This window comes from Streptomyces akebiae, from assembly GCF_019599145.1.
Classification (GTDB): domain Bacteria; phylum Actinomycetota; class Actinomycetes; order Streptomycetales; family Streptomycetaceae; genus Streptomyces; species Streptomyces akebiae.
Genome location: NZ_CP080647.1, coordinates 8,807,223 through 8,832,633 on the forward strand (window position 1 = coordinate 8,807,223; position 25,411 = coordinate 8,832,633).

Here is a 25,411-nt window from a genome sequence, read left to right on the forward strand (position 1 = left end):
TTTCTCAGGTCCTCAGGCTTCTTCTCCCTCCATGGTGCCCCCAGTGGCGGAAATGACAGTGCAGACGACGAAATGTGCTCCCTTTTTCCAGCCGTCCTCGCTGACCCAGAAACCGGTGCCGGTCCGGCCGGGCTCATAGCCGTACTGCTGCGGCGGCAGGTTCTTCTTGCAGGCGGCGCGAGCCTGCTCCTGGGCATCGCCGTAGGTGGTGCCGGGACTCATCTCGTGGAACCCGAGCACCTTCTCGTCGTGACGCTCCTGGCAGGAGACCAGCCGGATCTTGTTGCTGGAGATCGTGTCGAGGCAGTCCTGCTTCTGCAGGGTGGCCACGTCGACGAGCACCGTCTCACCCACCGTCCGGTACTCACCGATCGGCCCGTACACCGGCCTGCGCTCGCCCAGCAGCAGACAGGCGACCCGATGCCCGGCCGCGTCGAAACCGTCGTCGGTCGGCACCACGGCGTGGGAGCGGACGTCCACGAGCCTCTCCCGGGCCTCCACCGTGAGCTGCTCGCACCGGGCCGCTCCGCCCGTGCGGGCGTCCTCGGCGGACGACGCCTCGTAGGAGGCCATCACCTGTCCGTCCATCGAGGGCCCCGCGCACCCGGGCACGATCCGAAGCCCGGCCGCGTCCGCGAAGGGGGTGTCGGTCCAGGTGACGTCGACGCAGTCGCCGTCCTTCAGCGGCTCGGTCAGCCCCACGGTCCTGCCGTACGGCAGCGCCGCGCTCCCGCTGCCTCCGCCGCCGAGGCCGTCCGTCAGCTCCTTCATGGTGCCCACGGCGTACCAGGTCCCGCCGACGACCAGAGCGAGACCGAGGGTGGTGGCCACGCCGGCGAGCAGGGCCCGGCTGCGGTGCCGACGGTGATGTCCACCGGCGCCCGCCGCTCGGTGCTCCGCCGGGGACCAGCCGTCCGCGGGTCCCTGTGCTTCTCGGGCCCCCTCTCCTCCGGGCTCGCCGTGTCCACCGTGTCCACCGTGTCCACCGTGTCCACCGTGTGCGCTGTGCCCAGCCGACGGCGCGTACCACGGTGTCTCGTGCGCGTCCGGCGGGACGAGGGGGTGTTCGTAATCCGCAGTGTGCGTCGGCTCGCTCGCCCACTGCGGTTGCGAGCCGAGGTCGGGCGCGGTGTGGGGGTGGGCCTGGGGGGTGACGATCGCGGAGAGCGCCGCCTCGGTCTCGGCGGCGGTGATCCGGCGTCCGGGGTCCTTGGTGAGCATGGCGGCCAGCACCGGTTCCAGCGCACCCGCCCGCAGCATGGGACGCGGCTGCTCCAGAACCACGGCGGTGAGCGCCGCGATCTCCGAGTCGCGGTCGAAGGGCCCGTACCCCTCGACGGCGTGGTAGAGCGTGCAGCCCAGCGAGAACAGGTCGGACGCGGCGGTCGGCGGCCCGCCCTGCGCCCGCTCGGGTGCCAGATACCCGGCGGTCCCGACCAGGACATGGGTCCTGGTGTACCGGGTCTCCTGGGTGTCGGGCTGGACGGAGATGCCGTAGTCGGTGAGGAGGACACGTGCGTACGGCGATCCGGTGCGGTCCGGTGCGAGCAGGATGTTGGCCGGCTTGACGTCCCGGTGCATGACGCCGCGTTCGTGCCCGGCGGTCAGCGCGTCCAGCACGGCGAGACCGATCCGGGCGCACTCGGCGGGTGCGAGGGCGCCGCGCAGCGTTACCAACGCCTTCAGGTCGAGAGCGCCCGGCACGTACTCCATGACGATCCACGGCAGCGCGTCGTGTTCCAGGACGTCGTGCACGGTGACCACATTCGGGTGGTCGCGCAGTCCGGCGGCGTGCCGGGCCTCCGCGCGGGCGCGGGCCACCCGGGCGGCGCGTTCCTGCTCGGCCTCGCCCGGATGGCGGAACACGATCTCCTTGAGCGCCACCTCGCAGTCCAGCTGACGGTCGTGCGCCAGCCAGACATGGCCCATGCCGCCGCTGCCCAGCCGGTTCAGCAGGAGATAGCGGTCGGCGATGACCCGGCCGGCTCCCGAATGCGGTGCTCCTGACTGCAACGGTCACTCCCAGGGTTCAGATCCACATGAACCGGGCCGGTTCCTGGACGGGTGCGCCCGGTGCCCCCGAATCGCTCGGATTCCCCGGACTCCCCGGGTCGTCGGACGGCGGATCCCCGGTTGGGTCGGGAGCGCTCGTGGGGAGGTCGGGGGGCGGGCCGCTCTCCTCCGGCGGAGTCGGATCGGGGTCGGGAGTGGTCGGCGGCCTGGTCGATCGCGTGGGGCTGGAGGGTGCCGAGGGCACGGTGGATGTGGGAGCGGAGGTGGGGGTGGGGTTCGGTGAAGGCCGCTCGGAGGACTGGGAGGGTGACGGTGTGAGGGACGTACCACCCGTGGGCGGGGGAGTGGTGGATTCCGTGGGCGACGACACGTCGTCCGTGGGGGAGGAGCCTTCGTCCGAGGGTGTCGTGCCCGGGTCCGTCGGCGTCGAACTGTCCTGAGTCGGCGATCCGCCCGACGAGGAACCGTCCGAGGACGAACCGCCCGGGTCCGAGGGCTCTGTCGGCCCCGGATCCGTGCCCGTGGACCCGCCGTCCGAGTCCGATCCGCCGTCCGAGTCCGACCCGCCGCCCGGTACCGAGCCGCCGTCCGAGCCCGATCCGTCGGTGCCGTTCGCGGAAGTGCTGCCCGGCCACTCCACGTGCAGCGCCACCGCGTCGCCGAACTGCAGCTCGGCGCCCGGCCCGGGACTCGACCCGGTCACCGGCGCGTCACCCGGCGGCATCTCGGCGCCCTCGACCGTCACCGCCAGGCCCTTCTCCGCCATGGCCGCGCTCGCCTCGCCGAAGGTCATCCCCCGTACCTTCGGCACGGCCTGCCGCGCACGCGTGTCGAACGTCGTGTCGGACTCGCCCGTGGTGCCGACCTCCCGGTTGATGCCCCGGTCCGGGTCCTCGACGTCGACGAGCTTGATCTCCTTCAGCTGCTGGGGCGCGGGCTTGACGACGACCAGCGAGGCCTTGTCGTAGTTCTCCCACTTCTCGTTGTCGCCCGTGAACTCCACCTTGATCCGGTGCGGGTCCGCGGCGAACGAGCGCAGCGGATTTCCGCAGCTGCACTTGACGGCCGGCAGCCCCTGGTCGTCCACCAATGCCGCGATCCCGGCTTCCAGCAGCGCGTCGAAGGGGACGGCCCTGCCCTTCTTGTAGTCGTGGTTCTTCACGAGGGTGTCGTGGCGCAGAAGAACAGGCGTGAGGTCGTCGAGATAATCCGGGATGCGGTCGACCCCGACCCCGACGATCCGGGCCCATTCCTGAGCCTTTTTCGTGTTCTCGGGTGCGGTGAGGAAATCCTCCAGCTTGCCGACGTCGCAGATCTTCGGTTTCCGTGAGCCCCCGTACAGGCCGGGGGTGCTGCCCTGCTGGAGACCGCTGTGCGGCTCCAGTGACCGCAGGTCGGGCTGGTCCCGGCCGAGCCGCTCGCCCTCGTCGAAGAAGGGGGCGAGGGACGGTACCCCTGCGGCCACCGCCGTCACCGCGAGCAGTGACGGGGCCGACTCGCCGCAGCCGCTGAGAACCAGTACGCCCACCAATAGCAAACATGTTCGCAAGCGCGCGCGAATTGTCATGACCGCTCCCCCCGCGGTTTCCCCCGTCACCCCGCAGAGGATATGCGGGGCTCACGCATCATGCTACTGAAGGGCAAAGCCTTTCCGCCAAGAGAAAAGGAAAGGGGCACGGTTGTGTGGCCAAAGAAAAAAATGGGGACACGACCGACAAGAAAAAGAAATGGGGCTCAGCGACTACGTGCGTCGAGTGAGGCGAGGTAGGCGTTGTACGCCTCCAGTTCCTTGTCGCCGTCCCGGTCGGCCGCCCGGTCCGTGCGCCGGGCCTGCCGCTGCTCGGAGTTGTACCACTGGAAGAGCAGCGCCAGCAGCACGAGCACCGAGGGGATCTCGCTGAAGGCCCAGGCGATGCCGCCGGCCGCGTTCTGGTCGGCGAGCGCGTCGATGCCGAGCGAGGCGGGCGGGTTCTCGTACGTCTTGACCATCGGGGCGGACGCCATCATCAGCGCGATGCCGAAGAAGGCGTGGAAAGGCATGCCCGCGAACAGCTCCAGCATCCGCATCAGATACCCGGGCCGGTGCGGGCCCGGGTCCACGCCCATGATCGGCCAGAAGAAGAACAGCCCGACCAGCAGGAAGTGCGTCATCATCACGATGTGTCCCGGCGTCGACCCCATCAGGAAGTCGAACAACGGCGTGAAGTACAGCCCGTACAGGCTCGCGATGAACATCGGGATCGTGAACGCCGGATGCGTGACGATCTTCATGTACCAGCTGTGCAGGAACATCAGCAGCAGCTCGCGCGGTCCCTTGCGTCCCTTCCCCGCCACCGGCAGCGCCCGCAGCGCCAGGGTGACCGGCGCCCCCAGCAGCAGCATGATCGGCGCCAGCATGCTGATCACCATGTGCTGCACCATGTGCACGCTGAACATGACCATGCCGTAGTCGTTCAGCCCGGTGCACGTCACCAGCATCACCAGCAGCACACCCACGACGAACGCGATCGTCCGCCCCACCGGCCACTTGTCCCCGCGGCGCACGAGCCGTACGACTCCCCAGGCGTAGAGCCCGAGGCCCACCAGGCACGCGATCAGGAAGAACGGATCCGCCGACCACGAGAGCCCTCGCCCGAGAGTGAAGGGCAAAAGCCCCGTCCCATGCCCGCTGTGATCCATCCGCCGGCTCCTGTTTCGTGGGGGTTGAGCGCTGTACGTCCGCCCCAAGACTAGAACCGCCCCCGGTCACGATCATGACCGGGGGCAGAGCAGCCGACCTCAGGGGCGCGGGGAACTGCGCGACCAGCCACGAACCACCCGCAGCCGACGAACCACCTGCTGAACCGAGCTCCTAGTCGGAACTCAAAGCACACACTCCGCTTCCGCGTACCGATCCTCCGGCACCGTCTTCAACGTCTCCACCGCCTCCGCGAGCGGCACCATCACGATGTCGGTCCCCCGCAGCGCGGTCATGTGCCCGAACTCACCCCGGTGCACGGCCTCCACCGCGTGCCAGCCGAACCGGGTCGCCAGCACCCGGTCGTACGCGGTCGGCGTACCACCCCGCTGCACATGCCCGAGGATCACCGGCCGCGCCTCCTTCCCGAGGCGCTGCTCCAGCTCGATCGACAGCTGCCGCGCGATCCCGGCGAACCGCTCGTGCCCGTAGATGTCCTTGCCGCCCTCGTCGAAGTCCATCGACCCGGCCTTCGGCTTCGCACCCTCCGCGGCGACGACGATCGCGAACCGCTTGCCCGCCGAGAACCGCTCGGCGACCTTCGTGCTCAACTCCTCGATGTCGAAGGGCCGCTCCGGTACGACGATGGCGTGCGCCCCGGCCGCCATGCCGGAGTGCAGCGCGATCCAGCCGGTGTGGCGGCCCATGACCTCCACGACCAGGACCCGCTGGTGGGACTCGGCGGTGGTCTTCAGCCGGTCCAGGGCCTCCGTCGCGACCCCCACGGCCGTGTCGAAGCCGAACGTGACGTCCGTGACCGCGATGTCGTTGTCGATGGTCTTCGGCACGCCCACGACCGGCAGGCCGCTGTCCGACATCAGCCGGGCCGCCTTCAGTGTGCCCTCACCACCGATGGGGATGATCGCGTCCAGCCCGAGTTCCTCGACGTGGCCCTTCGCCCGCGCCACCCCGTCCCGCAGGTGCGAGGGCTGGACCCGGGAGGAACCGAGGATCGTGCCGCCGCGGGCCAGGATGCCCGCCACGGCGTCCAGGTCGAGCTTGAGGTAGTCGCAGTCCAGGAGACCTTTCCAGCCGTCCCGGAAGCCGATGACCTCGTCGCCGTGGTCGACGACGGCGCGGTGCACGACGGACCGGATGACGGCGTTCAGTCCAGGACAGTCGCCGCCGGACGTGAGGACACCAATGCGCATAGCCCGAATACCTTCTCGACGTGGGCCGGGGGCCGGACCACGCTGTCCGGCTGGAATCCCCGCCACCCTACCGGCGGCAGGGGGCGGGGCCGTAGCGGGCGTCCGCCTGCTGGACGGCCCCGCACAGGTGAGCGGAGGCCTGGTCAGACGGGCTTTCACAGGTGAGCGAGGGCCACTACGGATGGGCTTTCGTAGGGGCCCTGAGGAACCGTTTCTCAGGTGCCCCGGCCCCCTGCCGGACGCGCTACGCGGGCTGCTGCTGGGCCGCCGAGATCCGCTCGTCGCGCAGCGCCTCGAACCAGCGGTCGTCGGTCGGCGGCAGCGCGTTCACATCCAGCGCCAGCTTCAGCAGCAGGTCCGCGATCTGCGGGTTCCGCGCCAGCACCGGCCCGTGCATGTACGTACCGAACACGGTGTCGTTGTACGCGCCCTCCGTGCCGTCGCCCGTGCCGTTGCCCTTGCCGAGCCGCACCTGCGCCAGCGGGCGGGCGGTGGGGCCGAGGTGCGTGACGCCCTGGTGGTTCTCGAACCCGGTCAGCTGCGGCAGCCCGAGGCGCGGGTCGATGTCGGCGAGGACGTCGCCGACACACCGCTCGCCCTCGCCCCGGGTCGTCGTCACGTCGAGCAGACCGAGGCCCGGCTCGCGCTGGCCGAGGTCGTTGACGAACTCGTGGCCGAGGATCTGGTAGCCGGCGCAGACCGCGAAGACGATCGCGCCGTTGTTCACGGCCTGGTACAGATGCCGGTCGCGGCGCAGCCGCTCGGCCGCCAGCCGCTGCGGACGGTCCTCGCCGCCGCCGATCAGGTAGATGTCGCCGGAGGTCGGGATCGGCTGGTCGCTGCGCACGTCCAGCCGGGCCACGTCCAGGCCGCGCTGGCGCGCACGGCGCTCGACGACGAGGACGTTGCCCTGGTCGCCGTAGGTGCTGAGCAGGTCCGGGTAGACCCAGACGATCCGCAGGCTGTTGTCACTCATGAGTCAGTGCCCCTCAGAGTCGTATGTGGTCGGATGCTCAGTTGCCCACGCGGCGGCGCAGGTCCTGGAACGCGGTGTAGTTCGCGATGACCTCGATCCGGCCCGGCGGGCACATCTGCACCGCCTGGTCGAGGGTGTCACAGACCTGGAAGTGCTGGTTCGCGACCTCCAGGCGCACCGCGAGGTCCAGCTTGCGGTCGCCGAGCACGAAGATCGGGTGGCCGGTGAGCCGGGTGTAGTCCACGTCCCACAGCCAGGAGGTGTCCGTGCCGTCGGCGCCGCGCGCGTTCACCGACAGGATCACCGGTGACGGCGGCGGGTCGATCAGGGAGAAGGTCTCCAGCCAGCCCGCCGGGTTCTTGGCGAGCAGCAGCCGCAGGTCGCGCTGCATGAACTGGACCACGTCGTACCGTCCGGCGACCGCCTGAACCTGGTACATGCGTTCCAGGGCGACCTGTGGCGGCACACCGAAGACGGCGGCGGTGGCGGCGGAGGAGGCGGCGTTGGCCTTGTTGGCGCGGCCCGGCAGCTGCAGGTGGATCGGCCAGGCCGAACCGTGCGGGTCGAGGACGTGGTCGCCGGAGAGCGCCCAGCTCGGGGTGGGGCGGCGGAAGCCGCACTCCCCGCAGAACCAGTCGTCGCCGGGGCGCTGCATCACACCGCCGCAGGACGGGCAGGACCAGGCGTCGTCCTTCCACATCTGGCCGACCGCGACCCAGATGACGTTCGGGGACGACGAGGCCGCCCACACGATCAGCGGGTCGTCGCAGTTGGCCACGACGACGGCCTTGGTGCCGGCCAGGCCCTCCCGCCACGCCTCCGCCATCATGCGGGTCTCGGCGGCGCGGTCCAGCTGGTCGCGGGAGAGGTTGAGCAGCGCGATGCACTTGGGGTCGGTGTCCCGCGCCACACCGGCCAGGTACTTCTCGTCGACCTCGATGACCGCGAACTTCGCGTCCGAGTTCCCGGCGAGAGCCGAGGTGATGCCCGCGGGCATGTTGGCGCCGAGCGCGTTCGAGACGACCGGGCCCGCGGCCCGCAGTGCCTCGGCGATCAGCCGGGTCGTGGTGGTCTTGCCGTTGGTGGCGGAGACCAGGACGACGTCCAGGCTCTGTGCGAGCCTGGCGAGGAGGTCGGGGTCGAGTTTCAGTGCCACCCGGCCGCCGATCACAGATCCGCTACCGCGTCCCGCGGCACGCGATGCCGCCGCGACCGCCTTGCCCGCCGTCACGGCCAGCTTGGCCCGCGGCGTGAGCGGGTCCGAGTTGCCTGCCATCAGTTCTCGATCCTCCTTGCGTACAGCGCCGCGCCCAGTCCCGGCAACGTGTGGACCAAAGCCTATCGAGATCCACTCACGCGCCCGAATCTCGACCGGGCCGTCGCACTGGTCGGACCGGCGATATCGGGTCCGACCGTACCCTTGCGCCCATGCGAAGCGGCTCGATTCCCGGCGCCCGAGGGCGCGTTCTCCCCATGACACTGCTCGGGGACCCCGTATTGCAGGCGCCCTGTGAAGAGGTGACGGAGTTCGGGCCCGAACTGGTGCGGCTTGTGGAGGACATGTTCGCGACCATGTACCACGCGCGGGGGGTGGGGCTCGCCGCGAACCAGGTGGGCCGGGGGCTTCGGGTGTTCGTGTACGACTGCCCGGACGACGACGATGTGCGCCATCTCGGCCATGTCGTGAACCCGAGGCTCGTCTCCGCGGAGGGGATCGTGCTGCGGGGCCCCGAGGGATGCCTGTCGCTGCCGGGGCTGGAGGCGGGGGTGGAACGGTACGACGAGGCCGTCGTCGAGGGGTTCACCGTGGACGGGGACCGGGTGCGGGTGCGGGGGAGCGGCTTCTTCGCGCGGTGCCTGCAGCACGAGTGCGATCACCTGGAGGGTCGGGTGTATGTCGACCGGCTTTCGGGGTGGAGACGTTCTCGGGTGATGAGGAAGGTCGCGAAGGCGTCGTGGGGGCGGTGAGTTCGGCGGGTGCGGGTGCGGGTGCGGGTGCGGGCGCGGGTGCGGGCGCGGGGCCGGTGTGGGTGCGGGTCCGGGTGGTGTGTGGCTGCACGCGCCCACGCGGCGGAGCCGCGTATCGACTCGGCCCGCGCCCCTGACGGGGCGCGATCCCCTGCCTGAGCGACGAGCGACCCTCTAGAAACCGGGGCCGCCGACCTTGTCGCCCGCGGCTGCCAGGCGGCCCCAGAGCAGGTCCGCGAGACTGCGGACCAACTCGGCCCTGGTGAGCGGGCGTTCGCCGAGCCACCAGTCGCCCGCCGCGTGCATCATGCCTACGATGCCGTGGCCCCAGACACGTGCCAGTTGGCGGCTGTCGGGGCCGAGGTCGAGACGCTCCTCTATGACCGTGCCGAGTTCTTCGCCCATGCGCCGAAGGAGGGGGGCCGAGTGCTTGCCGACGTCGAAGCCCTGGTCGCCGGGCTGGCCGCCCTCGGCGGGGTGCATGAGGAAGCGGTACACCTGGGGGCGGGCCTCGATGGCCGCCAGATAGGTGTCGAGGGTCGCCTCGACGCGTTCGCGGCGCTCCGCCGGTGCGTCCAGCGCGGCCCGCAGCGAGTCGAGGAGGGCATCGGTGTGACGCTGGGCGAGGGCGGCGTAGAGTCCGCCCTTGTCGCCGAAGTGGCGATACAGAATGGGCTTGGTGATGCCGGCCTCGGCGGCGATGGCGTTCATCGACGCTCCGGGGCCGTCGCGGAGCACGACTCGGTCCGCGGCCTCCAGCAGCTCGCGCCGACGGCGGTCGGCGGACCGCTCCTGGTCGGTCCGCTGCGTGGTGTCCATGAGTCTCTCCCCCACATGCTGATGACGGTGACGCCTTGCGCAAACTAACACTGATTGGCGTGACCCGATCGAACGGGCTACCGAGCCCTGCTCGGGAGTTGACTTTTCCTACCGACCGGTAACAGACTCCTGTTACCGCAGGTAACATCTTAGTGCAGTGCTGGAGGCGCGTCATGGCCGAGTTCATCATGGAACTCAACGAGGAACAGCGAGAGGTTCGCGACTGGCTCCACGGATTCGCCGCCGATGTGATCCGCCCCGCGGCGGCCGAGTGGGACGAGCGCGAGGAGACCCCCTGGCCGGTGATCCAGGAGGCCGCGAAGGTCGGCATCTACTCCCTGGACTTCTACGCCCAGCAGTACTTCGACCCCACCGGCCTCGGCATCCCCATGGCCATGGAGGAGCTGTTCTGGGGCGACGCGGGCATCGCCCTGTCCATCGTCGGCACCGGCCTCGCCGCCGTCGGTGTCCTCGCCAACGGGACCGAGGAGCAGATCGGCACCTGGATCCCCCAGATGTACGGGGACGCGAGCGATGTCAAGGTCGCCGCGTTCTGCTCCTCCGAGCCCGACGCCGGTTCCGACGTGGCGTCCATGCGCACCCGGGCCGTGTACGACGAGGCCAAGGACGAGTGGGTCCTCAACGGCACCAAGACCTGGGCGACCAACGGAGGCATCGCCAACGTCCATGTCGTCGTCGCCGTGGTCGACCCCGAACTCGGTTCCAAGGGCCACGCGTCCTTCATCGTCCCGCCGAACACGCCCGGCCTCTCCCAGGGCCAGAAGTTCAAGAAGCACGGCATCCGTGCCTCCCACACCGCCGAGGTGGTCCTGGAGGACGTACGCGTCCCCGGCTCCTGCCTCCTCGGCGGCAAGGAGAAGCTCGACGAACGCCTGGCGCGCGCCCGTGAGCGGGCCAAGGCCGGGGGCGAGCGGGTGAAGAACGCGGCGATGGCCACGTTCGAGGCGTCCCGCCCGGCCGTGGGCGCCATGGCGGTGGGCACCGCCCGTGCCGCGTACGAGGTCGCCCTCGACTACGCCAAGACCCGTGAGCAGTTCGGCCGGCCCATCATCGACAACCAGGGCGTCGCCTTCCAGCTCGCGGACATGCGGACCTCCGTCGACGCGGCGCGACTGCTGGTGTGGCGGGCGTCCTGGATGGCGATCAACGGGAAGCAGTTCACGGCGGCCGAGGGGTCCCAGTCGAAGCTGTTCGCGAGCGAGACCGCGAAGAAGGTGACCGCGCAGGCGATCCAGATCCTGGGCGGCAACGGGTACACCCGGGAGTACCCGGTCGAGCGGATGCACCGTGACGCGGCCATCTACACCATCTTCGAGGGTACGAGCGAGGTGCAGCGGCTGGTGATCGCCAGGACCGTGTCGGGGATGCCGATCCGGTAGGCGCGGGGAGCCGCGCGACCGCACGTGGACCCGAGGGAGCGCCCGATGACTCGCACGGCCGGAGAACTGCTGGAGGCCACGACCGTGCGACTCGCCCCGGATCCCGGCGCCAACCCTCTGCTGCCGCTGATCGCCTCCGGTACGGCCGGCCGTGGCGTTCTCGCCGCACTCGCCCTGGAGCAACGCCTTGTCATCGCCGCCGACCTGCGCTCCTTCCGCCATCTGGCCGGGCGGTCGGCGGTCGAGGAGCCGACCTGCGCCCCCTTCTTCGAGATGCTCGCGGAGGGGGAGGCGGTGGCGGCGGGGCGGCTCGGGGCGTTCGCCGAGGCGTGCGGTGCGGACGGGGAGAGAACGGCGGCGTACGAGCCGCTGCCGGGCTGTCAGGCCTACCCGTCGTACGTCGCCCGGCTCGCCCTGGGCGCGGCACCGGCCGACGTGGTGCTCGCCCTGAGCGCCAACTTCGCTTCCTGGGGCGGCTATTGCGCCACGATCTCGCGGGCCCTCCGCGACCACTATGGCTTCACCGACGAAGCCCGCGCCTTCTTCGACTTCTGCGCCGAGTCGGCACCGGAACTGGAGGAGCGGGCGAGGGCGGCGGTACAGGCCGGGTTGGACACCGGGCGGATCAGTGAGAAGCGGGCGCGCACCTACGGCCGCCTGCTGCAGAGCTACGAGGCGATGTTCTGGACCACGCCGGCGCGCCCCTGAACGCCGTGCGGGGCCGTATCACTGTGCGGCCCCGCTGCTGTGGGCGATGCACGCCACGTCGATCCGGTCCGCCAGCTTCGCCAGCTCGATCGTCAGTGCCGCCACCGTGTCCTCGTCGAGCTCCTCACCCGCCTCCACCAGGTGCAGCCAGCGCCCGCCCACCGTCCGCAGCAGCTTGCTCACATCGGCCGCAGACACCTGCAGGGTCCCGCGGTCGTCGACGATCAGAGGCAGAGTCACTTCGCGGTTCACAACGGGGATGGTAGCCGCGGAACGCTCACGCCCCGTGCCATACGGTGGTGATGTTGCAGAACTCCCGGATTCCGTGTCCGGACAGCTCGCGCCCGTATCCGGACCGCTTGACCCCGCCGAACGGGAACGCGGGGTGGGAGGCGGTCATCCCGTTGACGTAGACCGCGCCGGCGTCGAGGTCCCGGACGAAGCGCTCGACCTCGGCGGAGTCCCGGGTCCACACGTTGGAGCTGAGCCCGAAGGGCGTGTCGTTGGCGATCGCGATCGCTTCGTCGACGTCGGCGACCCGGTACAGCGTGGCCACGGGACCGAAGGTCTCCTCCTGGTGGACGCGCATCTCGGGGGTGATGTCGGCGAGGACGGTCGGCGGGTAGAACCAGCCGGGCCCGTCGGGGCGTTCGGCGCCGCACAGGACGGTGGCGCCGCTCTCCACGGCCTCGTCGACCAGTTCCTCCAGGTCCGCACGGCCCCGCTCGCTGGAGAGCGGACCGACGTCGGTGTCCTCGTCCAGCGGGTCGCCCACCCGCAGCGCCTTCATGGCCTCGACGAACCGCTCGGCGAAGGCGTCGTACACGTCGGCGTGCACGATGAACCGCTTGGCGGCGATGCACGACTGCCCGGTGTTCTGCACCCGGGCCGTCACCGCGACCTCCGCCGCCTTCCCGACGTCGGCGGACGGCATCACCACGTACGGATCACTGCCGCCCAGTTCCAGGACCGTCTTCTTGATCTCGTCCCCGGCGACCGAGGCGACGGCCCGCCCGGCCGGCTCGCTGCCGGTGAGGGTGGCGGCCTTCACCCGGGGATCGCGCAGGATGTCCTCGACGGCGCCGGAGCCGACGAGCAGCGTCTGGAAGCAGCCCTCGGGGAATCCCGCCCGGCGGAAGAGGTCCTCCAGGTAGAGCGCGGTCTGCGGGACGTTGGACGCGTGCTTGAGCAGGCCCACGTTGCCCGCCATCAGGGCGGGGGCGGCGAAGCGGATCACCTGCCAGAGCGGAAAGTTCCACGGCATCACGGCGAGCACCGGACCGAGCGGCCGGTAGCGGACCAGGACACGGGAGGCGCCCGAGTCCTTCACATCCGCGTCGGACGGCTCCACGTCGGTGAGCAGCACCTCGGCGTGGTCTGCGTACCAGCGCATCGCCTTCGCGCACTTGGCGGCCTCGGCACGGGCCTGCTTGACGGGCTTGCCCATCTCCGTGGTCATCACCCTGGCGACGTCCTCGGTGTCCTCGTCGAGGAGGTCGGCGGCCCGGCGCAGCAGCCGGGAGCGTTCCGCGAAGGAGGTGGTCCGGTAGGTGCGGAACGCGGCGTCGGCGGTGGCGAGGCGGTGCTCGATCTCCTCCTCGCCCAGGGCGTCGTACGTCTTGAGGGTCTCGCCGTTCGCCGGGTTGACCGTGGCGATGGGCATGCTGGCCTCCTGCGTGGACTGTCCTTCGACCTTCCCGCGCGACGGCGCACGCCGCAACGCGGACTCAGGACGAGTGCTCCAGGAGGCGGTCGAGAAACTCCGCCTGTGCCGGGACGATCACGGCCCGCGCCCGGTCGACGCTGAGCCACTCCACGCGGTCCAGCTCCGGGAACTCCTGGAGCTGCCCGGACCTCGGCGGCCACTCCATGCGGAAGGTCCCCGGTACGACGGTCGCCGGGTCGAGGTCCGCCTCGATCGCCCAGGCCGTGACGATCTTGCCGTTCTTCTGCCGCACCTCGCCCAGCGGTACGGCCTCCCCGTCGGGCGGCGCCAGCCCCAGTTCCTCCTGGAACTCCCGGCGGGCCGCGTCCCAGGCGGGCTCGTCCGGCTCGTACTCGCCCTTCGGCACGCTCCACGCACCCGCGTCCTTGTGCGCGAAGTACGGGCCGCCCATGTGGCCGAGCAGTACCTCGACGCCGTGCTCGGTGCGGCGGTGCAGCAGCAGGCCGGCACTGCGCTTGGGTGTGGTCAACGCGTCACCTCGGGGTGTGCGGCGAGCAGGGTCTCGACCGTATCGGCTTCCCCCGGGGTCTTGTCCTCGCGATAGCGGATCACGCGGGCGAAGCGGAGGGTGACGCCGGCCGGGTAGCGGGTGGAGCGCTGCAGGCCGTCGTAGGCGATCTCGACGACGAGTTCGGGGCGTACCGTCACGCCCCAGCGGTGTTCCTCCACGGCCAGCTCCCTCAGCCGCTCGGTCTGCCAGGCCAGCAACGCGTCGGTCATGCCCTTGAAGGTCTTGCCGAGCATGGCGAAGGAGCCGTCGGCGGTGCGGGCGCCGAGATGCAGGTTGGAGAGCCTGCCCGTGCGGCGGCCGTGTCCCCACTCGGCGGCCAGGACCACCAGATCGAGGGTGTGCACCGGCTTGACCTTCAACCAGGACGCCCCGCGCCGGCCCGCGCTGTAGGGGGCGTCGAGAGCCTTCAGCACGACGCCCTCGTGGCCGCGTTCCAGCGTGGCGGCGAGGAAGCCCTCCGCCTCGGCGAGATCGCCGGGGCCGTCCACCAGGGTGCGGCGGACACGCATCGGCTCGGGGACGAGGCGGGCCAGTTCGGCGTGGCGGTCGGCGAAGGGCAGGTCCAGCAGGTCCTGGCCGTCGACGGAGAGCGCGTCGAAGAAGACCGGCGAGACGGGCACCTGCTCGGCCGCCGTCGCCACGTCCAGCCGTGAGCCGACCCGTCCGGCGGTCTCCTGGAAGGAACGCGGCCGTCCGTCCTCGTCGAACGCGATCACCTCTCCGTCCAGGATGAACCGTTCGCCCCGCAACTCCCGTGCCGTGGAGGTGAGTTCGGGTAGCCGGTCGGTGATGTCGTCCAGGGTGCGGGTGTAGAGGCGTACGTCGTCGCCGTCACGGTGGACCTGGACGCGGATGCCGTCGAGCTTCTCCTCGACCGCGCACGCGCCCAGCTTCGCCACCGCCTCCGCGACGGAGGACGCGCTGTGCGCCAGCATCGGCTGGACGGGCCGCCCCACGGTGAGCCGGAACGCTTCGAGGGCCGCCGAGCCCTCCGAGAGCAGGGCCTGGGCCACGGTCTGGAGCGAACCGGCCAGCATCACCGCCCGGCGTACGTCGGCGGCGGGCACCCCGGTGGCGCCCGCCAGCCCCTCCACGGCGAGGGCGTCCAGGGCGCCCTGGCGGACCTCCCCGGTGAGCAGACCGAACAGGTAGCGCTGCTCGTCCTCGGTGGCCGCCGCCAGCAACTCGCCTACCAGGCGCCTGCGTTCGGCCTGTGAGCCGGTGCCGCTGACCGCGCCGATCACCGTCAGCCGGGCGTCCACCTCGCGGACCGTGAGGGTGGGGGCGGTGGTCGGCAGGATCTGCTGGTCCAGGACCTTCCAGCCGATACCGAGTCTGCCCTGGGGCAGTCGGCCCGCGAGGTACGGGATGACGATCGGGACGTCCGCCGCGTCGGCGTCCCGGAAGAGTTCGGCGAGCAGGGCGGTCTTGCGGGACCGCGCCGAGGCGGCGGCGATCTCTTGCGACACGCGGGCGAGCCGGGCGAAGAGCATGGAGCCATGGTGCTACGGAGTCCCCTCGTGCGCCTACGGGGGTGCGGGTGCGGCGGCGGCTGCGGGTCCGGTGGGGCCTCTCGCGCAGTTCCCCGCGCCCCTTCGGGCGATGGCCCTTCGGGTCGATCGTCTCGGTCGGGCGCCTGCCTAGGCCCGCGTCGCCGCGTCCAGGTCCGTCATCAGGAGGTCTCCGTTGATCGTCGCGCCCGCTCGGTAGCCCGAGGAGGCCGCGTTGATCACCTGCTCGGAGAAGCCCATCGCGTTGCCGACGGCCCAGACGCCGGGGACCGAGGTCAGGCCGGTCGGGTCGATCACGGGGTAGGAGCCGAAGGGGGTTTCGTGCAGGTCGGCGCCGAGTTTCTCCAGCAGGCCCGTCTGCGGGACCGGGCGGGGGGCGGTGAAGAGCACCGAGCGGGCGTGGTCCGTGCCGTCGGCGAGCCTGACGGCGGTGAGACGGTCGTCCTCCACGACCAGGCCCGCGACCTCGCCGGGGACCACGCGGACCCCGGCCGCGGCGAGGCGGCGCAGGTCGTCGTCGGAGAGGTCGCTCTCGGGGACCTCGTGCAGGAACAGGGTCACGTCCTTGGACCACTGGGTGACCATCAGCGCCTGGTGGACGCTCATCGGGGTCGTGGCGAGGACACCGAAGGGCTGGTCGCGGACCTCCCAGCCATGGCAGTAGGGGCAGTGCAGGACGTCCCTGCCGAAACGTTCGGCGACGCCGGGGACGGCCGGTAGCTCGTCCTTCAGCCCCGTGGCGACGACCAGGCGCCGGGCGCGCACGGTCCGGCCGTCCCCGAGGGCGACGGTGAAGCTCCGGCCGTCGTCGTCCCGGGTCACGTCGACCGCCCGGCCGCGGACCAGTCCCACGCCGTAGCGGGCGATCTCCTCCCGGCCGACGGCCAGGAACTCCGCCGGGGGCATGCCGTCCCGCGACAGGAAGCCCTGCATGTGCGCGGCCGGCGCGTTGCGGGGCTCGCCCGCGTCGACGACCAGGGTGCGGCGCCGGGCCCGGCCGAGGACCAGGGCGGCGGAGAGCCCCGCCGTGCCGCCGCCGATGACGATCACTTCGTACTGCTCGGTCATGGTGACCACCTCCACGACCGACGGTCGCGCGAGTGCTGCCGCATTGACAAATGGCTTTGCCGAAACTGCAATGGCGGTATGAGTGACACGGGCGAGGTGACGAGCGGCACCGACGAGGTGCTCGCCGGAGTGGGGCCGCGGCTGCGGCGGATCCGCAAGGAGCGGGAGGCGACGCTCGCCGGGCTGTCGCAGGCGACCGGCATCTCGGTGAGCACGCTCTCCCGGCTGGAGTCGGGGCTGCGCAAGCCCAGCCTGGAGCTGTTGCTGCCGATCGCGCGGGCCCACCAGGTGCCGCTGGACGAGCTGATCGGGGAGCCGCCGGTGGGCGATCCCCGGGTGCGGTCGAAGCCGATCCAGCGGCACGGGCGGACGTACTGGCCGCTCACCCGGCAGCCGGGCGGCCTCCAGGCCTTCAAGGTGCTCGTGCCCCGGTCGAAGCAGGAGCCGGAGCCGCGCAGCCACGAGGGCTACGAGTGGCTGTACGTGATGTCCGGGAAACTGCGCGTCGTGCTCGGTGAGCATGATGTGGTGATGGTGGCCGGGGAGGCCGCCGAGTTCGACACCCGGGTGCCGCACTGGTTCGGGTCGACGGGGGAGGGGCCGGTGGAGTTCCTCAGCCTGTTCGGGCCGCAGGGGGAGCGGATGCACGTACGCGCGAGGCCGGCGCGGTCGTGACGCACGCTACTGGGCCCGGACTGTTCCCCGGAGGGCAAGCGACCGCTTAGTATGCATGCGGCAGTCGGCCCCGGGGTCCGGCGGGGCAGTCGAAGCAGTCCGTGGAGGCACCGCATGCAGGCATGGCAAGTGCACGAGAACGGCGAGCCGAGCGAGGTGATGCGGCTCCAGGACGTGGAGCGGCCCACGCCCGGCGACGGCCAGGTCCTGCTGAAGGTGCGTGCCGCGAACATCAACTTTCCCGATGTGCTGATGTGCCGGGGGCACTACCAGGTCCGGCCGCCACTGCCGTTCACCCCGGGCGTGGAGATCTGCGGGGAGACGGAGGACGGGCGCCGGGTCCTCGCCAATCCGGCGCTGCCGCACGGCGGCCTCGCCGAGTACGCGGTCGCCGATGCCGCCGCTCTGCTGCCCGCACCCGAGTCGCTGGACGACGCCGAGGCCTCGGCCCTGCACATCGGCTACCAGACGGGCTGGTTCGGCCTCCACCGCCGGGCCCGCCTCGAAGCGGGGGAGACCCTGCTCGTCCACGCCGCCGCGGGCGGCGTCGGCAGCGCGGCGGTACAGCTCGGCAAGGCGGCCGGGGCGACGGTCATCGGCGTCGTGGGCGGCGCCGAGAAGGCCGTCGTGGCCCGGGAACTGGGCTGCGACGTGGTGATCGACCGGCGGAGCGAGGACGTCGTCTCCGCCGTGAAGGAAGCCACCGCAGGCCGGGGCGCGGACGTGATCTACGACCCCGTGGGCGGCGAGGCCTACACGCAGTCGACCAAGGTCGTCGCCTTCGAGGGACGCATCGTGGTCGTCGGCTTCGCCGGCGGGACGATCCCCAGCCCCGGCCTCAACCACGCCCTCGTCAAGAACTACTCGATCCTCGGCCTGCACTGGGGCCTGTACAACACCAAGAACCCGAAGCTGGTCCAGCACTGCCACGAGCAGCTCACCGAGCTGGCGGCCCGGGGCGTCGTCAAGCCGCTGGTGAGCGAGCGCGCACCGCTCGACGGGGCCGCGGCCGCCGTACAGCGCGTCGCCGACGGTGTGACCACGGGCCGGGTCGTCGTGGTGCCCTCGCTGGAGAACGGAGCCGCCGCATGACCGACGCAGCCGACCTCAGGCGCCGCACGGCCGAGTTGCTGGCCGCGTACCCGCCCTCCCGTCTCCCACCACCGCCCTCAACGGAGGACCCTGCGGGCCCACCCCCCTCATCTGCCACCACCGACCGCCTGGACTTCCTGCGCGCCCGCTTCGACGCCGGGCTCGCCTGGGTGCACTACCCCGAGGGCCTCGGCGGACTCGGCGCCCCGCGCTCCCTCCAGGCCGTCGTGGACGCCGACCTGGAGGCGGAGGGCGCCCCCGACAACGACCCGCGCCGCATCGGCATCGGCCTCGGCATGGCCGCGCCGACGATCCTCGCCTACGGCACCGAGGAGCAGAAGCGGCGGTACCTGCGGCCGCTGTGGACGGGTGAGGAGGTCTGGTGCCAGCTCTTCAGCGAGCCCGGCGCCGGCTCCGACCTCGCCGCGCTCGGCACCCGGGCCGTCCGGCAGGGCGACGGCGACTGGGTCGTCAACGGGCAGAAGGTGTGGACGTCCAGCGCCCACATCGCCCGCTGGGCCATCCTCATCGCCCGCACCGACCCGGACGTGCCCAAGCACCGCGGCATCACGTACTTCATCTGCGACATGACCGACCCGGGTGTCGAGGTCAGGCCGCTGCGCCAGGTCACCGGCGAGGCCGAGTTCAACGAGGTGTTCATCACCGACGTCCGCATCCCGGACTCGCGCCGCCTCGGCGAGATCGGTGACGGCTGGAAGGTCGCGCAGACCACCCTCAACAACGAACGCGTCGCCATCGGCGGCATGCGGCTGCCCCGCGAGGGCGGCATGATCGGCCCGGTCGCCAGGACCTGGCGCGAGCGCCCCGAACTACGCACCCACGACCTCCACCAGCGGTTGTTGAAGCTCTGGGTCGAGGCCGAGGCAGCCCGGCTCACCGCCGAACGGCTGCGCCAGCAGCTCGTCGCCGGACAGCCCGGCCCCGAGGGCGCCGGCATGAAACTCGCCTTCGCCCGCCTCAACCAGGAGATCAGCGGCCTGGAGGTCGAACTCCGCGGCGAGGAAGGCCTGTTGTACGACGACTGGACCATGCGGCGCCCCGAGCTGGTCGACTTCGTGGGCCGGGACGCCGGCTACCGCTACCTCCGCTCCAAGGGCAACAGCATCGAGGGCGGGACCACCGAGGTCCTGCTGAACATCGTCGCCGAGCGCGTCCTGGGCCTGCCCGGCGAGCCGCGCACCGACAAGGACGTCGCGTGGAAGGACCTCGCCCGATGAGCACCCAGTCGCCCCAGCGCGCAGAGCCCGACCTGCTGTACTCGGAGGACGAAGAGGCCCTCCGCGCGGCCGTGCGCGACCTGCTGGCCGACCACTGCGACGCGGCCGGTGTCATCGCCCGCGCCGAGTCGGACGCACCGCACGACCGTGAACTGTGGAAGCTCCTCGCCGACGGCATGGGCCTCGCCGGGCTGCTCGTCCCCGAGGAGCTGGGCGGCCAGGGCGCCACACATCGCGAAGTCGCCGTCGTCCTGGAGGAGCTCGGCCGGGCCGTCGCCCCGGTGCCGTACCTCACCAGCGCCGTCGTCGCCACCGAGGCCCTGCTGGCCGCCGACGCCGGTGACCTGCTCGGCGAGCTGGCGTCAGGCCGCAGGATCGGCGCCCTGGCCGTCGCGCTGAACATTCCCGCAGGCAGCGCCTACCAGGTCGTACGGTTCGAGGACGGCGCCCTGCACGGGGAGTTGACCGGCATCGCCGACGCGGCCGTCGCCGATGTGCTGCTGGTGCCCGCCGATGACGGGGGCCTCTACGCGGTCGACGCCTCGGCGGCGACCGTCACCCCGCAGGTGTCGCTGGACCTGACCCGGCCGCTGGCGAAGGTCACGCTCGACGGTGCGCCGGGCCGCCTCCTCGGGGACGCCGAGCCCGCCGTACGCCGTGCGCTGCGGGCCGGAGCCGGGCTCCTCGCGTCCGAGCAACTCGGCCTCGCCGAATGGACGTTGACCGAGACGGTCCGCTACCTCAAGGAGCGCAAGCAGTTCAACCGGCCCGTCGGCGGCTTCCAGGCGCTCAAGCACCGCCTCGCGCAGCTGTGGCTGGAGGTCGTCAACCTGCGGGCCACGGCCCGGAACGCGGCCGACCAGCTCGCCACCGGCGGCGACGACGCCGACCTCGCCGTGGCCGTCGCCCAGGCCTTCGCGGCGCCCGTGGCCGTCCACGCGGCCGAGGAGGCGCTCCAACTGCACGGCGGTATCGGCATGACCTGGGAACACCCGGTCCACCTGTACCTGAAGCGGGCGAAGGCGGACTCGATCGCGTACGGCACGGCGGGCGCCCACCGGGCGGCCCTGGCCGAACTGGTCGACCTCCGGGCCCCCTGACGTACGCAGGGAGAAGAGCCGAGCAGAGCGAGGAAGGCCCGCCCCACCTGGGGCGGGCCTCTTCGCGTGCGCCCGGCGGCCCGGGTGGGGGTGGGTGAACGCACGACGTCGGTCCGGCCAACTCCCCGCACGGACCTGCTCATCGGCCCCTTCCGGCTCGCATACTCGCTGGGTCCGCAACCGGCCCACCCGGGAGGCAGAGCATGGCCCTCACCACCCGTCGCAGAGCCCTCACCACCCTCGGCGCCGCTCTCACCGGCGCCCTCGCCCTGCCCGCCACCAGCGCGCTGGCCGGCGAACGCAAGCACCGGCCGCGCCCGTTGTGGCGGGCCCACGCGCACAACGACTACGAGCACCCGCGGCCCCTCCTCGACGCCCTCGACCACCGCTTCGGCAGCGTCGAGGCCGACATCTTCCTCGTCGGCGACCGACTCCTCGTCGCCCACGACCCCGCCGACCTCGACCCCGCCCGCACGCTCGAAGCCCTCTACCTGGACCCGCTCGCCGCCCGCGTCCGCGCCCACCACGGCTCGGTGTACCGGGGGCACCGAAGGCCGCTGCAGCTGCTCATCGACATCAAGACCGAGGGCTCCTCCACCTATCTGGAGCTCGACCGTCATCTGCGGCGCTACCGGCACCTGTTCACCACGTACGCGCACGGCCGGGTCCACCCGGGCGCGGTCACGGCCGTGATCTCCGGGGACCGTGCCGCCAGAGTGCCCATGGAGTCGCAGACCGTGCGGCGCGCCTTCTACGACGGCCGACTCGCCGACCTCGTGTCCCCGGCGCCCGCGCCCGCCTCCCTCATCCCGCTGATCTCCGACAACTGGCTGCTCAACTTCACCTGGCAGGGAGTCGGTCCGTTCCCGGAGGCCGAGCGCGCCAAGCTCCGGCAGATCGTCTCCACGGCGCACGGGCGCGGACAGAGGGTGCGCTTCTGGGCGACGCCCGACCTGGCGGGTCCGGCCCGGGACGCGCTGTGGGACGAACTGCTCGCGGCCGGCGTCGACCACCTCAACACAGACGACCTGGCGGGTCTCGAAGCGTTCCTGGACGCCCGCCGGTCGGCGTAACCACGACACGGTCGACACCACTCGTTCGGCGGACACGTCAGCCGCCCGGACGAACCCTCCGCTACGCCACACTTACGGCCGAATGCCGCGAAGTGGGCGTGGCGGAGGAGGTTGACGATGGCCATTTCCATCTCGGTGGTCGTGTTGCTCATGATTCTCACGGTGGTCTTCCTGCGCAACGGCGCGCTGAAGTTCTCGCACGCCGCGGTCTGCGTGTTGCTGGGGTTCTCCATGGCCGGCACGAGTCTGGCGCCGACCGTGCACAACGGGCTGACGGCCACGGCGGACATCGTGAGCAGTGTGAAGCCGTGACGGTGCGTTGCCGGCGGCCGACAACGCACCTCACGCCTTGGTGAACACGCCGATGCCGTTCGGCACGGCGCGCTCGGCGCCGTCGCTCGGGTGGTTGCGGACGGTGACCGCGCTCGCCCCCGGGGCGCGGGCCACGAGCGTGGAGGAGCCGCCGCCGTCCAGGCTGAACGCGTCGACCGAGCCCAGGCCACGCATGGTGTCGGCCACTTCGGCGATGGTCAGCCCGGTGCGGTAGGCCGCGGCGCCGTCCAGAGCGAGGAGCAGCAGGCGTCGGCCGCCGTCGGCGACGCCCGCGGCCGTGCGGACCGCCGAGGTCGTGGCGTCGAGGCCGGGCAGCGGTCGGCCGCCCCGCAGGACCGGGTAGCCGCCGAGTGCGAACGCGTACGGGGAGCCGGTCGAGGAGACGAGGAGGTGCCGTACCTCCACCGTGTCACCGGGGGCGAGCTTGCGCAGTTGCTGGGCGCCCGCCTCACGGCCGACCAGAACGGTCGCGCCGGCCGCGATCGCACCGCTGCCGGGCGTGCCCGCCGTACCGACCACGCGGCCGTCCTCGACCAGCACCTCGTGCGTGTCGGTGCTGCACGGGGCGGCCCGGTCGGTGTCCGTGCCGCAGACCGCGCGCATCCGGGAGACGCTGCCCCAGTCCGAGGTGAACGCCCCCACGGAACCGACCGGCAGGGCGTACTGGTTGAGGCCGCGCAGCGGAAGATCGCCCGCGGCGGTGGTGACGGAACCGTCGAGGGCGATGCTGTCGAGACGGGCCGTCCCGTCGGTGGTGACACCCAGCACGTCCGTGGTGCCGGTGCCCGGCGGCAGCGCCGGGCCGAAGCGCTGGCCCTTCGGTACGGCGGCCTTGAGCGCGTGCCCGTCGGCGATCGCCGGGCCGACCGGCGCCCCGGTTGCAGCGACGCCGGGATGCTGGGTCTCGGTGACGTTGAAGAAGTCGCCGTTGACCCCGGCCACGGCTCCCGCCGCGCCGGCCAGCCGGGACACGGTCGCGCGCGAGGCCACCTTGCCCGGGTACAGCAGCCCGACGCCCACCTGGGGGTTGCTCAGGTCGACGCTCAGCACATGGGCGTGCGCCGGGCCCCTGGCCGCCTGGATGTCGAACTGGCTGTACTCCACGCCCGGTGCGACGACGACGGCCCTGGGCGCGCCACTGGCCGGTGCCGCCCCCACGAGGGCCGCGCCGGCCAGCACACTCCACGCCGAGAGAACCGTCAGTACCGTTCTGAACCGTTGAGCACGACGTGTCACGGTGCCCCCTGATGTCTCGTCAAATGTCCCAGGACTCAGGGGAAGTGCACCAGACGACTACCGGCCGGGCGGCGGCTCCGCCTCGACGACGCGAGAACGGATGAGAAAACGCACCCCTTCGGGTGCTTCCAGGGAGAACCCGCTGCCCCGGCCCGGCACGACGTCCACGATGAGCCGGGTGTGGCTCCAGACCTCGTACTGGCTGCGGGACATCCAGAACCCCACCGCCTCGTCGACCCCGTCGACGGTCAGTTCGGCGAGGAGGACGTCCGCGTTCCCCGTACGGAACTCGCCGTCGGGGTAGCACATGGGGGCGCTGCCGTCGCAGCAGCCGCCCGACTGGTGGAACATCAACGGGCCGTGTGCCGCCCGCAGCCGCCGGACGAGATCGGCGGCCGCGGGGGTCAGCTGTACGCGCGGGACGACATCCATGAGCGCAGTGAACGCCTCGTCAGGTTGCGAGGACGTTGCGCGGGCCCGTACGCGGCCCGGGTGACAGGTCAGCCCTGCGGCGCGTCGCCGCCGCCCGAGCGGGTGCGGCGGCGCAGCAGGAGCAGGCCGCCCGTGAGGGCCGCGATTCCGCCGGCGGCGGTCCAGGCCGGGAGGTCGGAGGTGCCGGTCGCGGCCAGGTCCTCGCCCCGGTCGCCCTGGGCGCTCGCGGAGGAGGACGAGGAGGTGTCCCGGGCGTCCTTCTTGCCCGAGCCGGCGCCCGCGGCGGAACCGGTGTCGGCGGCGGAACCGGTGTCCGAGCCCGACGCGGTCGGTGCCGCGTCCGCCTCGGCCGCGGTCGCCCTGTCGCGGGTGAACGCCAGTGTCCCGAAGCCCAGCTGGTCGTAGCCGCCGCTGTCGGGGCCGTAGTCGCCGCCACCGCCCTCGGGCGCCGCCTTGGCCGCCATGCGGGTGAGGTAGGAGGCGTCGAGGCCCCGGCGCTTGGTGTAGTGGTTGGCGATCATGGCCCAGATGGGGCGCGTCATGTTCGGGTCGACACCGGCCGCGTCGGACGCCGTCTCCCTGCCCGACCAGCCGTTGACCGCGCCCTTCGCCCGGGTGTTGGCGGTATAGGCGACCTTGCCTCCCATGGCCCACTTGGCCACGTACTGGGCGCCCTTGAGGAAGCGGTTGTCGTCGTAGCCGTACAGGTCGACGCCCTGGTTCCAGGCCATCTCGCAGAAGGTGCCCATCAGGCCGACGCCCAGCAGTGCGTGGCCCTGGTCGCGGCCCGCCTCCAGCCACTCGGCGAGGCCGTCGTCGTGGACGACGGGGATGGCCTTCCTGACCGCGCCGAGGCCTTCGCCGTTCTTGAAGTAGTCGACGGCGCGGGCCACTTGGGCCTTGTCGTCGCAGAAGATGCCGGTGGCCAGGACGCAGGCCATGTTGGCGAGGTCCCAGTTGGGCCAGTAGTTGGTGATCACGGCGCCGTTGTGGCGGACCAGGAAGTCGTCGCTGAGCGGGGCGAAGACCTCGCTCAGCATCGTCTTGAAGCGGTCCAGCTCGAAGTCGTCGTGGTCGCGGACGAGTTCGGCGGCGTTGGCGAACTGGTAGCCGTACAGGCCCGCCGCGAGGAACCGGTCGGCGCTGCCCTGCACGCTGGTCAGCGTCCCCGACCAGGCGTTGAGGATCCGCACGGCGGTGTCGGCGTGCGCCCTCTCGCCGGTGATGTGATGGCGCAGGGCGTTCTGGTAGGCGGCGTGGACGTCCTTGTACAACTGGGCGTAGTTCTGCGGGGACCCGCCGCCCCGGTAGACCGTGGCGACGGGGCGGGGGGTCCAGGAGCTCTGGGAGTGCGGGTTGGCGGTCAGCTTCGCGAAACCCGCGGTGTGGGGCCGGGCACCGGCCTTCACCTTGGCCGCCATCCGGGCGAGGTCGGCCGATGTGTGGAGCAGACCGGGGTGCGCGAAGGCGGCGCCCGCCGCGGAGGCGGGCGTCGCCGCCAGGCCCGTGCCGACTCCCAGGCCCGCCGCACCCGCGGCGATACCGGCGATCTTCAGCGTGCTCCGGCGGCTGATCTGTGCAGTCACGTGGGGGTCCTCGGGTCTCGGGTACAGGTCGCGGCTCGCGCCCGCGTCGGCCCGCGCG

24 protein-coding genes are annotated in these 25,411 nt (G+C 71.7%); 9 read left to right on the top strand and 15 right to left on the bottom strand.

Annotated features, from left to right (window positions below):
- Positions 1 to 12: 12 nt before the first annotated feature.
- The 6 genes from K1J60_RS38325 to K1J60_RS38350 form a co-directional block, all read right to left on the bottom strand.
- On the bottom strand, positions 13 to 2,013 hold the full coding sequence (locus K1J60_RS38325) for a serine/threonine-protein kinase (RefSeq protein WP_220650220.1): 2,001 nt from the start codon (positions 2,011 to 2,013) through the stop codon (positions 13 to 15).
- A 16-nt stretch (positions 2,014 to 2,029) separates the two neighbouring features.
- The gene (locus K1J60_RS38330; protein WP_259408090.1) at positions 2,030 to 3,541 is read right to left on the bottom strand and encodes a DUF6777 domain-containing protein; all 1,512 of its coding nucleotides are present in this window, start codon (positions 3,539 to 3,541) and stop codon (positions 2,030 to 2,032) included.
- A 206-nt stretch (positions 3,542 to 3,747) separates the two neighbouring features.
- The gene (locus K1J60_RS38335) at positions 3,748 to 4,692 is read right to left on the bottom strand and encodes a cytochrome c oxidase assembly protein (protein ID WP_220650221.1); all 945 of its coding nucleotides are present in this window, start codon (positions 4,690 to 4,692) and stop codon (positions 3,748 to 3,750) included.
- A gap of 183 nt (positions 4,693 to 4,875) precedes the next feature.
- Positions 4,876 to 5,901, bottom strand: coding sequence for a 6-phosphofructokinase (locus K1J60_RS38340; RefSeq protein WP_220650222.1), 1,026 nt, complete (start codon positions 5,899 to 5,901; stop codon positions 4,876 to 4,878).
- Between the two features lie 244 nt (positions 5,902 to 6,145).
- On the bottom strand, positions 6,146 to 6,877 hold the full coding sequence (locus K1J60_RS38345; RefSeq protein ID WP_220650223.1) for a type 1 glutamine amidotransferase: 732 nt from the start codon (positions 6,875 to 6,877) through the stop codon (positions 6,146 to 6,148).
- A gap of 37 nt (positions 6,878 to 6,914) precedes the next feature.
- Positions 6,915 to 8,153: a Mur ligase family protein gene (locus K1J60_RS38350; protein WP_005475362.1), complete on the bottom strand. Its 1,239-nt coding sequence runs from the start codon at positions 8,151 to 8,153 to the stop codon at positions 6,915 to 6,917.
- 152 nt (positions 8,154 to 8,305) lie between these two features.
- Between K1J60_RS38350 and def the strand changes: the two genes are divergently transcribed.
- On the top strand, positions 8,306 to 8,845 hold the full coding sequence (gene def, locus K1J60_RS38355; RefSeq protein WP_220650224.1) for a peptide deformylase: 540 nt from the start codon (positions 8,306 to 8,308) through the stop codon (positions 8,843 to 8,845).
- A gap of 174 nt (positions 8,846 to 9,019) precedes the next feature.
- On the opposite strand, the gene K1J60_RS38360 is transcribed toward def, so the two are convergent.
- On the bottom strand, positions 9,020 to 9,664 hold the full coding sequence (locus tag K1J60_RS38360; protein WP_033529052.1) for a TetR family transcriptional regulator: 645 nt from the start codon (positions 9,662 to 9,664) through the stop codon (positions 9,020 to 9,022).
- Positions 9,665 to 9,837: 173 nt separating this feature from the next.
- On the opposite strand from K1J60_RS38360, the gene K1J60_RS38365 reads away from it, so the two are divergent.
- Together K1J60_RS38365 and K1J60_RS38370 are read left to right on the top strand one after the other, a co-directional pair.
- Positions 9,838 to 11,064, top strand: a complete 1,227-nt coding sequence (locus K1J60_RS38365) for an acyl-CoA dehydrogenase family protein (protein WP_220650225.1) — start codon at positions 9,838 to 9,840, stop codon at positions 11,062 to 11,064.
- A 45-nt stretch (positions 11,065 to 11,109) separates the two neighbouring features.
- Positions 11,110 to 11,772: a thiaminase II/PqqC family protein gene (locus K1J60_RS38370; protein WP_220650226.1), complete on the top strand. Its 663-nt coding sequence runs from the start codon at positions 11,110 to 11,112 to the stop codon at positions 11,770 to 11,772.
- Between the two features lie 18 nt (positions 11,773 to 11,790).
- On the opposite strand, the gene K1J60_RS38375 is transcribed toward K1J60_RS38370, so the two are convergent.
- The 5 genes from K1J60_RS38375 to K1J60_RS38395 form a co-directional block, all read right to left on the bottom strand.
- Positions 11,791 to 12,024, bottom strand: coding sequence for a DUF6213 family protein (locus K1J60_RS38375; RefSeq protein WP_033529055.1), 234 nt, complete (start codon positions 12,022 to 12,024; stop codon positions 11,791 to 11,793).
- A 25-nt stretch (positions 12,025 to 12,049) separates the two neighbouring features.
- Entirely contained in the window at positions 12,050 to 13,435 is a 1,386-nt protein-coding gene (locus tag K1J60_RS38380) for an NADP-dependent succinic semialdehyde dehydrogenase (protein WP_220650227.1), read from the bottom strand.
- Positions 13,436 to 13,499: 64 nt separating this feature from the next.
- Positions 13,500 to 13,967: an NUDIX domain-containing protein gene (locus K1J60_RS38385; protein ID WP_220650228.1), complete on the bottom strand. Its 468-nt coding sequence runs from the start codon at positions 13,965 to 13,967 to the stop codon at positions 13,500 to 13,502.
- Positions 13,964 to 15,502, bottom strand: coding sequence for an ATP-dependent DNA ligase (locus K1J60_RS38390; protein WP_220650229.1), 1,539 nt, complete (start codon positions 15,500 to 15,502; stop codon positions 13,964 to 13,966). Before K1J60_RS38390 ends, K1J60_RS38385 begins: the two co-directional genes overlap by 4 nt.
- 147 nt (positions 15,503 to 15,649) lie before the next feature.
- Entirely contained in the window at positions 15,650 to 16,588 is a 939-nt protein-coding gene (locus K1J60_RS38395) for an NAD(P)/FAD-dependent oxidoreductase (RefSeq protein WP_220650230.1), read from the bottom strand.
- Between the two features lie 78 nt (positions 16,589 to 16,666).
- On the opposite strand from K1J60_RS38395, the gene K1J60_RS38400 reads away from it, so the two are divergent.
- The 6 genes from K1J60_RS38400 (at position 16,667) to K1J60_RS38425 (ending at position 22,078) form a co-directional block, all read left to right on the top strand.
- Positions 16,667 to 17,263 carry a helix-turn-helix domain-containing protein gene (locus tag K1J60_RS38400; protein ID WP_220650231.1) on the top strand — a complete coding sequence of 199 codons (597 nt, stop codon included), beginning with the start codon at positions 16,667 to 16,669 and terminating at the stop codon, positions 17,261 to 17,263.
- 114 nt (positions 17,264 to 17,377) lie between these two features.
- Entirely contained in the window at positions 17,378 to 18,355 is a 978-nt protein-coding gene (locus K1J60_RS38405) for an NADPH:quinone oxidoreductase family protein (RefSeq protein WP_220650232.1), read from the top strand.
- Positions 18,352 to 19,593, top strand: coding sequence for an acyl-CoA dehydrogenase family protein (locus tag K1J60_RS38410; protein WP_220650233.1), 1,242 nt, complete (start codon positions 18,352 to 18,354; stop codon positions 19,591 to 19,593). Before K1J60_RS38405 ends, K1J60_RS38410 begins: the two co-directional genes overlap by 4 nt.
- Positions 19,590 to 20,693, top strand: coding sequence for an acyl-CoA dehydrogenase family protein (locus tag K1J60_RS38415; RefSeq protein ID WP_220650234.1), 1,104 nt, complete (start codon positions 19,590 to 19,592; stop codon positions 20,691 to 20,693). Before K1J60_RS38410 ends, K1J60_RS38415 begins: the two co-directional genes overlap by 4 nt.
- A 203-nt stretch (positions 20,694 to 20,896) precedes the next feature.
- Positions 20,897 to 21,766 (top strand): phosphatidylinositol-specific phospholipase C/glycerophosphodiester phosphodiesterase family protein, encoded by an 870-nt coding sequence (locus K1J60_RS38420; RefSeq protein WP_220650235.1) that lies wholly within the window; start codon positions 20,897 to 20,899, stop codon positions 21,764 to 21,766.
- A gap of 117 nt (positions 21,767 to 21,883) precedes the next feature.
- Positions 21,884 to 22,078, top strand: coding sequence for a hypothetical protein (locus K1J60_RS38425; RefSeq protein WP_220650236.1), 195 nt, complete (start codon positions 21,884 to 21,886; stop codon positions 22,076 to 22,078).
- Positions 22,079 to 22,108: 30 nt separating this feature from the next.
- On the opposite strand, the gene K1J60_RS38430 is transcribed toward K1J60_RS38425, so the two are convergent.
- The 3 genes from K1J60_RS38430 to K1J60_RS38440 all read right to left on the bottom strand — a co-directional run bounded on the left by K1J60_RS38430 (position 22,109) and on the right by K1J60_RS38440 (position 25,353).
- A complete protein-coding gene (locus K1J60_RS38430) occupies positions 22,109 to 23,335 on the bottom strand; it encodes a phosphodiester glycosidase family protein (protein ID WP_398683892.1) in 1,227 nt (408 codons plus the stop codon).
- A 57-nt stretch (positions 23,336 to 23,392) separates the two neighbouring features.
- The gene (locus tag K1J60_RS38435) at positions 23,393 to 23,767 is read right to left on the bottom strand and encodes a DUF779 domain-containing protein (RefSeq protein WP_220650237.1); all 375 of its coding nucleotides are present in this window, start codon (positions 23,765 to 23,767) and stop codon (positions 23,393 to 23,395) included.
- Positions 23,768 to 23,835: 68 nt separating this feature from the next.
- Positions 23,836 to 25,353 (bottom strand): alginate lyase family protein, encoded by a 1,518-nt coding sequence (locus tag K1J60_RS38440; protein ID WP_220650238.1) that lies wholly within the window; start codon positions 25,351 to 25,353, stop codon positions 23,836 to 23,838.
- Positions 25,354 to 25,411: the final 58 nt, after the last annotated feature.

Coding starts and splice junctions, on each gene's coding strand:
- K1J60_RS38335 (WP_220650221.1), bottom strand. CDS start 4,692: ATGGATCACAGCGGGCATGGGACGGGGCTTTTGCCCTTCACTCTCGGG.
- K1J60_RS38340 (WP_220650222.1), bottom strand. CDS start 5,901: ATGCGCATTGGTGTCCTCACGTCCGGCGGCGACTGTCCTGGACTGAAC.
- K1J60_RS38345 (WP_220650223.1), bottom strand. CDS start 6,877: ATGAGTGACAACAGCCTGCGGATCGTCTGGGTCTACCCGGACCTGCTC.
- K1J60_RS38350 (WP_005475362.1), bottom strand. CDS start 8,153: ATGGCAGGCAACTCGGACCCGCTCACGCCGCGGGCCAAGCTGGCCGTG.
- def (WP_220650224.1), top strand. CDS start 8,306: ATGCGAAGCGGCTCGATTCCCGGCGCCCGAGGGCGCGTTCTCCCCATG.
- K1J60_RS38360 (WP_033529052.1), bottom strand. CDS start 9,664: ATGGACACCACGCAGCGGACCGACCAGGAGCGGTCCGCCGACCGCCGT.
- K1J60_RS38365 (WP_220650225.1), top strand. CDS start 9,838: ATGGCCGAGTTCATCATGGAACTCAACGAGGAACAGCGAGAGGTTCGC.
- K1J60_RS38370 (WP_220650226.1), top strand. CDS start 11,110: ATGACTCGCACGGCCGGAGAACTGCTGGAGGCCACGACCGTGCGACTC.
- K1J60_RS38380 (WP_220650227.1), bottom strand. CDS start 13,435: ATGCCCATCGCCACGGTCAACCCGGCGAACGGCGAGACCCTCAAGACG.
- K1J60_RS38390 (WP_220650229.1), bottom strand. CDS start 15,502: ATGCTCTTCGCCCGGCTCGCCCGCGTGTCGCAAGAGATCGCCGCCGCC.
- K1J60_RS38395 (WP_220650230.1), bottom strand. CDS start 16,588: ATGACCGAGCAGTACGAAGTGATCGTCATCGGCGGCGGCACGGCGGGG.
- K1J60_RS38400 (WP_220650231.1), top strand. CDS start 16,667: ATGAGTGACACGGGCGAGGTGACGAGCGGCACCGACGAGGTGCTCGCC.
- K1J60_RS38405 (WP_220650232.1), top strand. CDS start 17,378: ATGCAGGCATGGCAAGTGCACGAGAACGGCGAGCCGAGCGAGGTGATG.
- K1J60_RS38410 (WP_220650233.1), top strand. CDS start 18,352: ATGACCGACGCAGCCGACCTCAGGCGCCGCACGGCCGAGTTGCTGGCC.
- K1J60_RS38415 (WP_220650234.1), top strand. CDS start 19,590: ATGAGCACCCAGTCGCCCCAGCGCGCAGAGCCCGACCTGCTGTACTCG.
- K1J60_RS38420 (WP_220650235.1), top strand. CDS start 20,897: ATGGCCCTCACCACCCGTCGCAGAGCCCTCACCACCCTCGGCGCCGCT.
- K1J60_RS38425 (WP_220650236.1), top strand. CDS start 21,884: ATGGCCATTTCCATCTCGGTGGTCGTGTTGCTCATGATTCTCACGGTG.
- K1J60_RS38435 (WP_220650237.1), bottom strand. CDS start 23,767: ATGGATGTCGTCCCGCGCGTACAGCTGACCCCCGCGGCCGCCGATCTC.